At 71.1% G+C, this 12328-nt stretch carries 12 protein-coding genes; 5 read left to right on the top strand and 7 right to left on the bottom strand.

The genetic code is table 11. The annotated features are described in order from the left end of the window. The first annotated feature begins 87 nt into the window (after nucleotides 1-87). Together N5079_RS24375 and N5079_RS24370 are read left to right on the top strand one after the other, a co-directional pair. Nucleotides 88-1242 (top strand): ROK family transcriptional regulator, encoded by a 1155-nt coding sequence (locus tag N5079_RS24375; RefSeq protein WP_261586343.1) that lies wholly within the window; start codon nucleotides 88-90, stop codon nucleotides 1240-1242. 81 nt (nucleotides 1243-1323) lie between these two features. Continuing rightward, nucleotides 1324-2100: an ion transporter gene (locus tag N5079_RS24370; protein WP_261586342.1), complete on the top strand. Its 777-nt coding sequence runs from the start codon at nucleotides 1324-1326 to the stop codon at nucleotides 2098-2100. On the opposite strand, the gene N5079_RS24365 is transcribed toward N5079_RS24370, so the two are convergent. From N5079_RS24365 to N5079_RS24345, 5 genes are all read right to left on the bottom strand, one after another. Beyond that, nucleotides 2101-2664 (bottom strand): AAA family ATPase, encoded by a 564-nt coding sequence (locus tag N5079_RS24365; protein WP_261586341.1) that lies wholly within the window; start codon nucleotides 2662-2664, stop codon nucleotides 2101-2103. Next, nucleotides 2661-3185 carry a nitroreductase family deazaflavin-dependent oxidoreductase gene (locus N5079_RS24360; RefSeq protein WP_261586340.1) on the bottom strand — a complete coding sequence of 175 codons (525 nt, stop codon included), beginning with the start codon at nucleotides 3183-3185 and terminating at the stop codon, nucleotides 2661-2663. Before N5079_RS24360 ends, N5079_RS24365 begins: the two co-directional genes overlap by 4 nt. A 313-nt stretch (nucleotides 3186-3498) precedes the next feature. After that, nucleotides 3499-3753 carry a hypothetical protein gene (locus tag N5079_RS24355; RefSeq protein WP_261586339.1) on the bottom strand — a complete coding sequence of 85 codons (255 nt, stop codon included), beginning with the start codon at nucleotides 3751-3753 and terminating at the stop codon, nucleotides 3499-3501. Between the two features lie 17 nt (nucleotides 3754-3770). Beyond that, nucleotides 3771-5132 carry a S8 family peptidase gene (locus tag N5079_RS24350; RefSeq protein WP_261586338.1) on the bottom strand — a complete coding sequence of 454 codons (1362 nt, stop codon included), beginning with the start codon at nucleotides 5130-5132 and terminating at the stop codon, nucleotides 3771-3773. Nucleotides 5133-5426: 294 nt separating this feature from the next. After that, nucleotides 5427-7061 (bottom strand): LCP family protein, encoded by a 1635-nt coding sequence (locus N5079_RS24345; RefSeq protein ID WP_261586337.1) that lies wholly within the window; start codon nucleotides 7059-7061, stop codon nucleotides 5427-5429. A 180-nt stretch (nucleotides 7062-7241) separates the two neighbouring features. On the opposite strand from N5079_RS24345, the gene N5079_RS24340 reads away from it, so the two are divergent. The 3 genes from N5079_RS24340 to folP all read left to right on the top strand — a co-directional run bounded on the left by N5079_RS24340 (nucleotide 7242) and on the right by folP (nucleotide 9519). Next, complete coding sequence (locus N5079_RS24340; RefSeq protein ID WP_261586336.1) at nucleotides 7242-7415, top strand: hypothetical protein; 174 nt, start codon at nucleotides 7242-7244, stop codon at nucleotides 7413-7415. A gap of 336 nt (nucleotides 7416-7751) precedes the next feature. Further along, the gene (locus tag N5079_RS24335; RefSeq protein ID WP_261586335.1) at nucleotides 7752-8621 is read left to right on the top strand and encodes a LysR family transcriptional regulator; all 870 of its coding nucleotides are present in this window, start codon (nucleotides 7752-7754) and stop codon (nucleotides 8619-8621) included. Nucleotides 8622-8670: 49 nt separating this feature from the next. Continuing rightward, nucleotides 8671-9519 carry a dihydropteroate synthase gene (gene folP / locus N5079_RS24330; RefSeq protein WP_261586334.1) on the top strand — a complete coding sequence of 283 codons (849 nt, stop codon included), beginning with the start codon at nucleotides 8671-8673 and terminating at the stop codon, nucleotides 9517-9519. On the opposite strand, the gene N5079_RS24325 is transcribed toward folP, so the two are convergent. Continuing rightward, complete coding sequence (locus tag N5079_RS24325) at nucleotides 9506-10924, bottom strand: pyridoxal phosphate-dependent decarboxylase family protein (protein ID WP_261586333.1); 1419 nt, start codon at nucleotides 10922-10924, stop codon at nucleotides 9506-9508. The genes folP and N5079_RS24325 overlap by 14 nt on opposite strands. Next, nucleotides 10921-12273, bottom strand: a complete 1353-nt coding sequence (locus tag N5079_RS24320; RefSeq protein ID WP_261586332.1) for a sensor histidine kinase — start codon at nucleotides 12271-12273, stop codon at nucleotides 10921-10923. Before N5079_RS24320 ends, N5079_RS24325 begins: the two co-directional genes overlap by 4 nt. Between the last annotated feature and the right edge of the window lie 55 nt (nucleotides 12274-12328).

The following is a 12328-nucleotide window of genomic DNA, read 5'->3' as shown; positions in this document are numbered from 1 at the left end:
GTTATGTGCTCTCGCAAGCCAACTTTTGTAACTCCAGATGAATAAGTCATTGAACTTCGGTAAGCCGTTGTGCTTCACTTCTGGTTGATGACACGTCTTGCGACCACCGGCGAAGTCCTCCAGCTCATCCGGAGCGGGGAGGCGCTCACGCGCGCCGACATCGGGCGCGTTACGGGGCTGTCACGCCCCGCCGTCGCCCATCGTGTCTCCGAGCTGCTCCAGCGCGGGCTGATCGTGGAGGACGCCGAAGGGCCCTCGACCGGCGGCCGCCCACCGGTCCGGCTGCGCTTCAACGCCGCCGGGGGCGTCGTCCTCGTCGCCTCGCTCGGCGCGAGCCGTACTCAGATCGCGATCTGCGACCTCGCCGGCGAGGTGCTGCTCCGGACCGATCTCGACATCGATGTCGAGGAGGGCCCCGACGTCGTGCTGCCCCTGGTCATGGACACCTGGGAGAAGCTGCTCGACGGCCAGGGCTCCGTGGTGGGCGTCGGCCTCGGCGTCCCGGCGACGGTCGAGTTCGCCGCGGGCCGCACCGAGAGCGCCCGCGTGATGGCGAGCTGGACCGGCGTGGTCATTCCGCCGATCATCGCGGCGCGCTACCCCGTGCCCGTGCTGGTCGACAACGACGTGAACGTCATCGCGATGGGTGAGCACCGCGTCGCCTACGCCTCCGAGCTCGACGACCTGCTCTTCGTGAAGGTCTCCACCCGGATCGGCGCCGGAGTGATCTCCGGGGGGAGCATCCTGCGCGGCGCTCTCGGCGCGGCCGGCGAGATCGGCCACATCCCGGTCAGGGACGGTGGCGGGGTTCTGTGCCGCTGCGGCAACCTCGACTGCGTCGACTCCGTGGCCAGCGGCACGGCCATCCTGCGCGACCTCCGCGCCAAGGGCCGCGACGTGCTGTCGCTCGCCGACGTGACCGCCCTGGTCCGCGCGGGCGACGCCGAGACCATGGCCGTCGTACGGCAGGCCGGCCGCTGGCTGGGCGAGGTCATCTCCGGCGCGGTCAACCTGCTCAACCCGGCCGTCGTCGTGCTTGGAGGAGACGTGGCCGAGATGTTCCAGCCGCTGGTGTCGGGCGTCCGCGAGGTCGTCTACCAGCGATCGACGCAGCTCTCGACGCGGAGCCTGCGGATCGAGCGCAGCCGCCTGGGGCCCGGCGCAGGCATCACCGGTTGTGCCCTCCTCGTCATCGACCACGTCCTGTCGGCGGACGCCATCGACGCGGCGACGCCCCGCTGACGCCGGGGGCGGGCGGCTCGCCCGGGGACGCGACACCGGTATAACTGGTTGCGCCCACCGAGTCACCCCCCAGGAGCATGTGTGCGTGAGCGCGTCCGCCGCGTGATCGAGTCGAAGCGGTTCCAGCAGCTGATCATCGTGGTGATCCTGGTCAACGCCGCCACGCTGGGCGTCGAGACCTCGCCTCAGGCCATCGCCCGCTACGGCGTGGCGCTGCACGTCGTCGACCACGTCGCGCTGTACGTCTTCGTGGCCGAACTGCTGGCCAAGATCTACGTCTACCGCCTCCGCTTCTTACGCGACCCGTGGAACGTCTTTGACGCGATCATCATCGGCTTCTCGTTCCTGCCCACCGCCGGCGGCCTGTCCGTGCTCCGGGCACTGCGCGTGCTCCGCGCCCTGCGGCTCATCTCGGTCGTGCCGTCGCTGCGGCGCGTCGTCTCCGCCCTGCTGACGGCCGTGCCGGGGATGACCTCGATCGTCGTCCTCCTCGGGCTGGTCCTCTACGTCGCCGCCGTCATGGGCACCAGGCTGTACGGCACCGCCTCTCCCCGGTATTTCGGCGACCTGCCGACCTCGCTCTTCACACTGTTCCAGGTCATGACCGGCGACGGCTGGTCGGAGATCACCCGCGAGTTGATGGTGACGCACCCCTCGGCCTGGGTGTTCTTCGTTGTGTTCGTGCTCATCTGCACGTTCGTGGTCCTCAACCTCTTCATCGCGGTCGTGGTGAGCGCGATGGAGGAGGAGCACCGAGGCGAGCAGACCCCTGACCAGACCGTCCTGGCGGAGGTCATGGCACTCAGGGCGGAGATCCAGAGTCTCCGCGAGACCCTGCTCGACCGGGTCTCCTCCTGATCACGCCGCCGCGACCCGGCCGATCTGCTCATCGAGGGACGGGGCGCCGAGACGGTTGTCGATCTCGACGTACGGCACGGCCGGCGGCTCGTCGACCCTGATCGCCTTCAAGAACTCCTCGAACCGGTCGAGCTTCTGACCGTCCCGGTGCGAGCCACGCGCGGTGAGGCGTTCGCGCAGGGTGGCGGCGTCCGACCGCACCCAGACGAGACGCACGTCCGGACCCCCGAGCTCGGCGACCCACTTCTCCCACAGCCCCGCGTCGTGGACCTGGCTCGTGAAGGGCCCGCCCAGCATCACCGGGCAGCCGTGCGCGCGGATCTCCCTCGCCGTGGCCGTGAGCCCGGCGTACTCGTACCGCTTGATGTGCTCGTCATACCAGGGGCCCTCCCGCTCGCCCGGCGGCCTGCCGTGCGTCGCGAGGGTGGCCTCGACGAAGCCGCCGTAGAGCGTGTCCTTGTCCAGCAGGGCCGGAACCGGATCGAGATGGCGCAGCAGGATCGCGCAGACCGTCGACTTGCCCGACCCCGGCGGCCCCGACACAACCCACGACGGCGCGGTCATGCCGGCGTCAGCCTGAAGACGCGCAGCTCCCGGCCGGACTTCTCCGTGTAGCGCTCGTAGAGCGGCCAGTTGGCGAGCAGGCGCTGCCAGGCGTCGTCCCGTTCGGCGCCTTGGAGCAGCACTGCGGTGACGGCCATCTCCCTGCCGCGGAAGCCGACCTTCGCCACGGGCGTCTTGATCAGGTTCGACGTCCAGGCCGGGTGGCTCTCACGCCCGAAGTTGCTGCCCACGACCAGGAACGAGCCGTCGGGCTCGGGCCGGCAGGCCAGCGGCGTCTGTCGTGGCTCGCCGCTCTTGCTGCCCGTCGTCGTGAGGAGGAGGTGGGGGATCACCTGGTCGCCCATGAGGATCCTGCCGCCGCTGAGCCGGTACACCAGCCGATCGGCGTGCGGCACGATCTTCGGGGCGATCCAGGCGAACCCGTCGGTGCCGGAGAGCCACTGGAAGAACGACCGCAGCGCCCCGCTGATGCGCCCTGTGACGCCGGCAGGTGCCCCGCCGCCCGAGCTCTGATCCGCCATGGCCACCTCGCATCGAAAGACGGTCTCCACCGTAATGTCAACGGCCGAGCCAGGTCCATACGCGATCTTCAGGCCAGGGGTGTCTCGCCAGGATCGATCCGGGCCACTGGGGTGGGGCTGGAAGTCCCTGCCACACGGTCCTTTCGGCTCTGCGCCTGCGGTCCGAGGACTGCCACAGTGACGGTATGACCATGAGTTCGAGCGCCACGCGCGGCGCTGAGAAGCGGCCTCAGGCGCGGGGGCCGCGGACCGCGCCGGCTCCTGCCGTAGACGCGATAGCGGACCGGTATCCGGTGCGACGCTCTCCAAACCGTTAGGACGGCGGGCCGTAGGGCTCGATGCGGGGGTTGGAGTAGGGGCCCGGATAGTGGGTGGAGTCTCCGGCCGCCGCGTGGATCCGGCGGCCGGTCTCCTCGGAGACCCGCAGGGCGTACAGGCCCTCGTCGGGGTCGATGGGCACGAGGCCGTAGGAGCCGTCCACCTCGTCCTCGGCAAGCTCCAGCTTCCGCATGGCGGACTCGAGAGTCGCGTCGCGTGGGAGCCGTACGGTGATGAGCACGCTGGTCACGGTGGCGCTCCCTCGTCTCAGGCCGCCTTCGCCGCCCTCCGCCGGAGGGCCGCGATGATGCCGGCGACATCCAACACGCCGTATCCGTAGTCGTAGTCATACCCCACGACGCCGCGATCATCGGCCGTACGGCGGAGCAGGGTCCGGAGCTGGCTCGGGGGCAGCTCGGCCGAGGACCATTGGGTCCGGATCGCGGCGACCAGCCCGGCGGCCACCGGGCAGGCGGCCGAGGTGCCGGAGTCGGGCTCGGCGTCGCCGAAGGCCCTGGATCCGGAGAAATGGGTGTACGCGCAGACGTCGGGCTTTCGGGCGGTGAGCCGTCCGGGGCCCTGGGAGGAGTAGCCGACGCGGTCGCCGTCGGTGTCGACCCCGGCGATCGACAGCACCCGGCCGTGGGAGTTGGCCCCGGCGATGGGCCGGTCGGGGTAGGCGCACCGGCCGTCCTTGCACTCCCTCCCGCAGTTCCCGGCGGCGAAGAGGATGTCCGCGCCCGCCTGGGCGAGGCTGCCCACGATGACGTTGAACGGATGGGCCGGGTTGTCCGAGTAGTTGCCGGGATGGCCTGGAGGGAAGTCCCACCGCGGTGAGAACGACCCCCAGCTGTTGCTGATCACGAGTGCCCGCGACTCGGCGGGCTGGGCGTCCAGGACGCCGCGCAGGTGCGCGTACGCGGCGATCGCGTCGGAGAGCAGGCCATCGAGCTCGGAACCGCCCGAGCGCTGTGAGAGCAGCACGGAGACGTCGATCAGCGACGCCTGCGGCGCGGCGATGAGGGCGTCGAACGCGCACATCGAGCCGTGGTCGACGTCGAACTCGCCGGGGATGCCCGTGACACCCGAGGGGCTCCAGCTCCGCTCCTTGTCGATGGTCAGTCCGCGGCCCAGTGCCTTGGTGACGTGGGCGGCGTTGATGCCGGTGTCGGCGATGGCGAGAGCGACGCCGGAGCCGTCCAGCCCTTCGGCCGCCAGGTCGGCAACCCTCAGCAGGCGCTCCACGTCGTGCCAGTCGCCCACCGGGTCGTCGCCGCCGCAGGTGAGCGTCTTTTCGATCTTCGGGTCCGCGAAGACGCCCACGACATCCCTGTGGGAGGCGGGCAGCAGCGAGACGCGGGTGGAGATCTCGTCGTCGGCGATCTCTCCCCGGACGAGTACGGACGCCTCGTCGGGGGCCATGGAGTAGATCAGCGGCTGGTTGAGCGACAGGGGGTCGCCGCCGGGTGCGGCGGGAATCGGGCGGGGGACCGCGACGGGCGTGAACGAGCGGTCCAGGACCACCCCGGGCAGCCCGTCGGCGACGTCCGAGGCGCTGGTGACGACCGACGGGTCGGCCACGGCGGCGACCAGGTCGAGACCGGGACGCAGCTGGATGAGTACGCGCACGTCAACTTCACTCCGTGACTAGTGGCGAACGATACGTAATCACAGTGGTGCATGTCGTAAGGCCCGTCCACCGGTTTGGTCCCTAATCCAAAATCGAGCTTAGGGGCGGAGCGAAATAATCCTCACGTATCCGAGATCTTTGTCGTGCCAAATGGCCGATGCTCTCCGCCTGCGAGATGAGCTGGAATTACGCGGTTCCTTTTCCTGTCACGCTGGATCGCTTCGGCTGTGGCGAGGCGTGTCCTATTGATTCCGATTCGGTCGCGCCATGCTTTCCGCTCAACCAGATTTCGGCTAGAAGCCGCACAGCTCCGCGAGGCTCTTGGCCTTGCCGTTCGGCGTGGGCGTCTGGAGGGGCGTGGAAGCCGTCGGACTGGGACTGGCCGAAGGCGTTTCCGAAGGCGTCCCGGAAGAGGTCCCCGACGTCGCCGGTGACGTCGCCGAGGGCGCCGTGCCGGCGGCGACGACGCGGCTGTCGGCCATGGACTCCCTGATCGCCTGCCTCACCAGCGTCCTGATCTTGTTCCAGTCGGCGTTGCCGGGATAGATCAAGGGCGGCACGAACTGCAGGCTGGTGATCTTGGCACCCTTCACCTTGAGGCCGAGCGGGACCAGATGCTCCAGAAGGTCACGCGGGATGTCGGTCTGGAACATGTGCCGCGCGGCCTGGGCGATCCTGGTGAAGTTGGCCAGCACGGTGGCGGGCGTGACCTGCTGCGCCAGCGCGCCGATGACGCAGCGCTGGCGGGACATCCGGGAGAAGTCGTCGCTGTCCACCCGCGACCGGCCGTACCAGAGCACCTCCTCGCCGCTGAGCGTCCGGTAGCCGGCCTTGATGGTGCCGGCGGTGCCGAAGTGGCCGCCCCACTTGATGTCCCGCTCGACGCGGATCCTGAGCCCGCCGACCGCGTCCACCAGCGCGGCGAAGCCGAACATGTCGACGATCGCGTAGTAGTCGATGGGCAGGCCGAGCGTGTAGCCGATGGCGTCCTTGAGGGCCTCGGGGCCCTTGTGCTTGCCGCCCATGACCTGCGGGTTGTTCTCGGCGTAGTACCACACCGAGTTGAGCAGGCCCTGCCCCTCGGCGTTGAACCCGTTCGGGAACTGCTTGGAGAGCGGGCTGCTCGGAGGGAAGCGCACGAACTGCAGGTTGCGGGGCAGGCTGAACAGCACCGTGTTGCCGGTGGCGATGTTGACGCTGGCCACGGTCATGGAGTCGGTGCGCACGCCGACCCGGTTGCCGGCGGCGTCCCCGCCGACCAGCAGGAAGTTCACCCGCTTGCGGCCGTTCCACGGGTCCTCGGCCCTGACGGGGGAGGGGGTCGAACCGGCCGCTGGGCCCCTGAACATGTCGTTGAGAGTTTCGCTTCCCGTCTTGACGGTGCTCGCGGTGAGCGCGAAGGGGGCCATCACGGACACGCACAGCACACCGGCCACGACGCCGGCCACGACCTGGCCCCCCTGCGGGAGAAGCTGGGGGCGGAGCGCGACGAAGGAGAGCACCACCAGCGCGAACCAGGCGAGCGCGCACACCCCCGCGCCGATCATAATGGCCGTCAGCGTGCTGGGCCGGACCGCGGCGCCCGCGTTGCCCGAAAGTTGCAGCGCGAAGGCGACCACCGCCACCAGCGCGAGGCCGAACGTGCCCAGCAGGACGAATCCCGTACGGCGCCTGCCCGCCCGCAGGTGCGCGGCTCCGGGGACCAACGCCGACAGGGCGGTCCAGCCGATGAGCGAGGCGGTCGTGAGCGGACGGGCGTACCGCGGCCCCTTAGCCGTCTCCCGCTGCCGCCGCCTCGTGCCGCCGGGACCGTCCGCACCTCCGGGACCGTCCGCACCTCCGGGGCCACCTGTGCCTCCGGGGCCACCTGTGCCTCCGGGCATTCCGCCGCCGGCGACGGTGGCGTCAGCGGGTCCCCCGCCGGGCATGGTTCACCGCTCTCTCCTCCGTAAAGCTTGGGTAGGGATTCTAGCCCCCATATCCGGACAAGTCTGTTGTTCTTCAGGCTCCGGTCGAGCACCGGTGCGACGGTGTGCGACGTCGTCGGCTCGGGCCTCCGCGGGGTCGGCTTCTCCGATGGCTGGGACGACGGCTCGTACGACCCGTGAGTGAAGGTCGGCAGCGCGATCGGGGAGACCGGCTCGGGCCCGCGCGCCGCCTTGAGCAGAGCGCCCACGACCACCAGAGCCACGAATCCGAACGCCAGCACGCCGACCAGGGCGCCGATCAGCACGCCGGCCCCCGCCTTGCGCCTGGGCGGCCGCCAGTTCGGCGGCGTGTAGCGCGGCGGGCCGTACGGGCCCCTCGGCGGGCCGGGCGGTGGCGGCGGCATCCAGCCAGGTGGCGGCGGCCCAGGTGGCAGGGCATGTGGCACGCCATGCGGAGGGCCATGTGGAGCGGCATGTGGAGGGCCGGGCGGCGGCGGGGGCGGCGGATACTGCCGGTATTGCGGATGCTGCGGCGCCACGACTTTTCCCCCTCTGCATATTTGGGGCATAACAATACTGATTTAACATCCGTCACGGATGTAGCAGTATTCGGGCACAATACGTAATCAGCCGAGGTGATCTCTGCGATGTTCCGGATTCGCCGGGCTCGTCTGCCCTAGCGTTTTTCGCATGAATCTGCAGCAGCTCCGTTATGTGGTCGCCACCGCGGAGCACCGCACAATGACCGACGCCGCCAGATCGCTTTACATCGCGCAGCCCGCGCTTTCCCGCGCGATCCGCGATCTGGAGCGCGAGCTCGGGATGACGCTCTTCGCGCGTTCCGGCAGGGGAGTCGTCGTGACCGCGCAGGGACGCCGGGTCGTCAAGCTCGCCCGGGAGGCGCTCGACGCCGTCCGGGAGATCGAGGCGCTGGCGACGCACAGCCACTCGGCCGGGGCGGAGCTCCGCATCGCCTCGACTCCCAGCCTGGAGCCGGGGCTCGCGGGACGCCTGTTGCCCGCCTATGTGGCGGAGCATCCGGGGATCCGCGTGCAGATCGTGCGGTGCGACGGACGTGACGGCGTGGTCAGCGCGGTCCGCGAGCAGCGCGCCGACCTCGGCCTGACCGATCTTCCGGTGCCGACCGACCTCGTCAGCCATCCGCTCGAACGCCAGGAGATCGTGCTGATCTCGCCCCCCGGCGCCGACCTGCCCGACCCCGTGCCCGTGTCCCGGCTGAACGGCATGCGGCTCGTGCTGCCCGCCCCCGGCAGCCCGAGGCGGCGGGAGTTCGACCAGATCTTCGCGACGTACGGCGTCCGCCCCATCCCCGCGGTGGAGTCGGACGAGCGCGGCGGCTGGCTGCGCGCCGTGCGCGAGGGCAGGGCGTCCCTGCTGTGGTACCGCGGCATGGCCGAGCAGGCCGCCCGCGCCGGGCTCGTCGTCCGCACGCTCGACCCCTCGCTCAAGAAGATCATCGCGGTGGTGCACGCCCGGCGGAGGCTGCCGGTCATGGCGCAGGACTTCCTGACCCTCGCGGAAGGCGGCTCCGCCGCCTGATCGTCGCGCACCACTTTTGGAGCGATCCAAAGGGGATAGGGTGACGTCGATGTCCACTCTGATGTCTACTCTGCGCCTTCGAGGCCGTTCCTTCGGGCCGGGCGACTTCGCGGTCATGGCCGTGGTCAACCGCACGCCCGACTCCTTCTACGACAGGGGAGCGACCTACGGATTCACCGCCGCCGTCGACGCCGCCTCCCGCCTGATCGACGAGGGCGCGGACATCGTCGACATCGGCGGCGTCAAAGCCGGTCCGGGGGACGAGGTCGACCCGGCCGAGGAGATCCGCCGGGTCGCCGAGGTGGTCGCCGCCGTCCGCGACCGCCACCCCGATGTGATCATCAGTGTGGACACCTGGCGGGCAGAGGTGGCCAAGGTCGTCGCCGAGGCGGGGGCCGACCTGCTGAACGACACCTGGGGCGGTGTGGACCCGGGGCTGGCCGAGGTGGCCGCGACGTACGGCATCGGCCTCGTCTGCGCCCACGCCGGGCGGGTCGAGCCCCGCACCAGGCCTCATCGCATCGCCTACGCCGACGTGGTGGGCGACGTCATCGGTTACACGACGGCCCTGGCGGAGCGGGCGGTCTCGCTGGGGGTCAGGCGGGACGCCGTCCTCATCGACCCCGCCCACGACTTCGGCAAGAACACCTGGCACTCGCTGGAGGTCAGCAGGCGCCTCGGCGAGATGGTGGCCACCGGCTGGCCGGTGCTGGTCGCCGTCTCCAACAAGGACTTCGTGGGCGAGACACTCGGCGGTCTCCCCGTCGAGGAGCGCCACGCCGGCACGCTGGCCACCCTCGCCGTCTCGGCCGCGCAGGGCGCCCGGGTCTTCCGCGTCCACGACGCCGCGAGCGCCCGTACGGCTCTCGCCGTGGTGGGCCGTCTCACGCGTACATAGCCGACAGGAAGCGGACGAGGACGGTCTCGCGGGTGTCGGCGGGCAGGGCGTCGAGCACGGCGTTCACCACGGCCATCCCTCCCAGGTCGGTCCCTCCGAGCTCGATGCCGACCGACGCGGCCAGCTCGGTGAACGTCGCGTCGTCGAGCGCGTCGAGGTCGAGCCCGGCGATCAGCTCCGGCAGGCCGTCCGGGACCACGGCGGGACCCTTCCGGCGCGCCGCCTCGGCGGCCTCGGCGATGACCTTCAGCAGCGCGTCGATCCCGGCGAGTGTGACGCCGGTGACCGTGATGTGGAGGTTGGCCGGGATCCCGGCGTACGACAGCTGCGGCTGGAGGAACCACCCGAGCCGCCGGGCCTCGTCGGACACCACGAACACGTCGACCTCCGGCGACCCGGCGATCGCGACGAGCGACGCCTCCGGCTCGCCCAGTACCCGCAGGCCGGGGATCTCGCCGACTCCCTTGACCAGCCGCCGGGTGGCCTCCAGCGTCGTACGGCCCAGCTCCAGGTAGCCCTCCCTGCCGAGCGACCGGAGGGTGGCCCACGCCCCGCCGAGCGGACCGGCCGACCGGGAGCTCTGCACGGTGGCGTTGATGATCGTGTAGCCGGGCCAGGCCGCTGAGGCGAAGTAGGCCTTCCTGCGCAGGGCGGCGTCCCGGAACAGCAGCACCGAGGCGCCCTTGGGCGCGTAGCCGAACTTGTGCAGGTCGCAGGAGATCGACGTGACCCCCGGGACGCCGAGATCGAAGGGCGGGACGTCCGCGCCCGCCTCGCGGAGCCAGGGCAGCAGCCAGCCGCCCACGCAGGCGTCCACGTGGCACAGCACGCCCTTCGACGACGCCAGCGCGGCGATCTCCTCGACGGGGTCCACGACGCCCTGCGGGTACGACGGCGCCGACGCCACGACGAGGACCGTCCGCTCCCCGATGGCGGCCTCGACCGCGGCGGTCGAGGCCCGGAACGTGACCGGGTCGACCGGGACCGGCACGACCTCCAGGCCGAGGTAGTGGGCGGCCTTGTGGAACGCCGGATGGGCCGTGACCGGCACGACGATCTGCGAGCCCCCCGGGCGGGAGTCGCGGGCGGCCTTGACGGCCAGCATGATCGACTCGGTGCCGCCGCTCGTGAAGATCCCGGGGGCGCCGGGCCTCCCCAGCAGCTCGGCGACCGCGCCGACGACCTCCTTCTCCAGCGCCACCATGCTGGGGAACGCCGTGGGGTCGAGCATGTTGACCTCGAGCATCTCCGCGTAGGCCAGGTGCGCCGCCTCGTGGACCTCCGGCCGGCCGGTGTCGTAGACGTACGCCGTCACCTTGCCGCCGCGGACGGGAAGGTCGGCGGCCTTCAGCGCGGACAGCTCGGCCAGCAGCTCCTGCGCGGGCCTGCCGTACGGGGGGATCATGTGGTTCTCCTGAGGGGTAGGCGCACGACGGCGCGGAGGCCGGGGGAGGCGTCCTCCAGACACCCGGATTCCAGGTGCACCGTGCCACCGTAGGCCTCCACCGTCGTCCGGACGATGGCGAGGCCGAGCCCGGCTCCGCCGTCGTCGCGGCTGCGCGCGCTGTCCAGGCGGGTGAACCGGTCGAAGACCCGCTCCCTGTCCTCTGCCGGGATTCCGGGGCCGTCGTCGGTCACGGTCAGCTCGGCCGTCCCGGCGTCCGCGCGCAGCCCGACGGTCACGGTCGCGGCGGCGTGCCGTACGGCGTTGTCGATCAGGTTGGTCAGCACCCGCCCGAGGTCGAGGGGGTCGCCGAGGACGGTCGCGGGGGAGGCGATCTCGGGGGTCAGGCCGTACCGCTCGGCGGTCTGGGCCGCGAGCTCGGCGAGGTCCACCGGCTCCCGGCGGGCCGGACGGCCCTCGTCGAGCCGGGCGAGGGCGAGCAGGTCCTCGGCCAGGCGGGTGAGCCTGAGGGTGTCCTCCAGGACGCCCTCCGCGGTCTCCCTCCAGTCCTGTCCCTCCGGGTGGCTGAGCGCGACCTCCAGCTGGACGCGGATGCTGGCGAGGGGGCTGCGCAGCTCGTGGGCGGCGTCGGAGACGAGCGCCCGCTGGCGGGCGTCGGCCTCCTCCAGCCGGGCCAGCATGTCGTTGAGGGTGGCGGCCAGCGAGTGGACCTCGTCGCGCGCCTCGGGCACGGGCAGCCGCCGGGAGCGCTCGGTCCCGCTGATCTCGGCCGCGCCCCGGCGCAGCAGCGCGATCGGGCGCAGCGTGCGGCCGATGACCAGCCAGGACGCGGCGGCCAGCAGCGCCAGCAGCAGCGGCATGCCGACGATCAGCACGTGGGCGGTGGTCGTCAGCGCGTTGCCGATCTCGGAGAAGGGCCGCGCCGCGATCACGGTCATGCCGCCGTCCGCGCGCAGCACCCTGACGCACAGCGGCCCCGGCAGCGCGTACGGCCTGCCGTCCACGAACCGGGGTGCCGCGGCGCGCACGGCGGCCTCCCGCTCGCGTGGCGGCAGCAGCGGGACGAGGCGGTCGGTGTTGGGTGTGGCGTTCACGATCCGCCCGGCCGGGTCGAGCACCTGGACGATCGTGTTGTCCACGGTGACCACCGGGTCGGACAGCCGGCCGGCGTCGGAGAGGGCGACCACCTCACGGCCGCGCCGGTACACCTCGTCGTCGATCGTCGACAGCAGCGCCCGTCCGAGCACGCCGACGAAGACGTACGCGGAGGTGGCCAGCGCGAGGGCGAGCACGGCGGAGGCGGTGGCGGTGAGCCGGAACCGCAGGCTCTTGCGCCGCCACCACGCCACAGGATTAGCCCCAGGATTAGCCACAGGATTAGCCACAGGATTAGCCACAGGATTA

The sequence above is a fragment of the Planotetraspora sp. A-T 1434 genome, assembly GCF_025420585.1.
Lineage (GTDB): Bacteria > Actinomycetota > Actinomycetes > Streptosporangiales > Streptosporangiaceae > JAOEGB01.
Note: the sequence above shows the minus strand (reverse complement) of the source record. Positions and strands in the feature narration are given on the sequence as shown.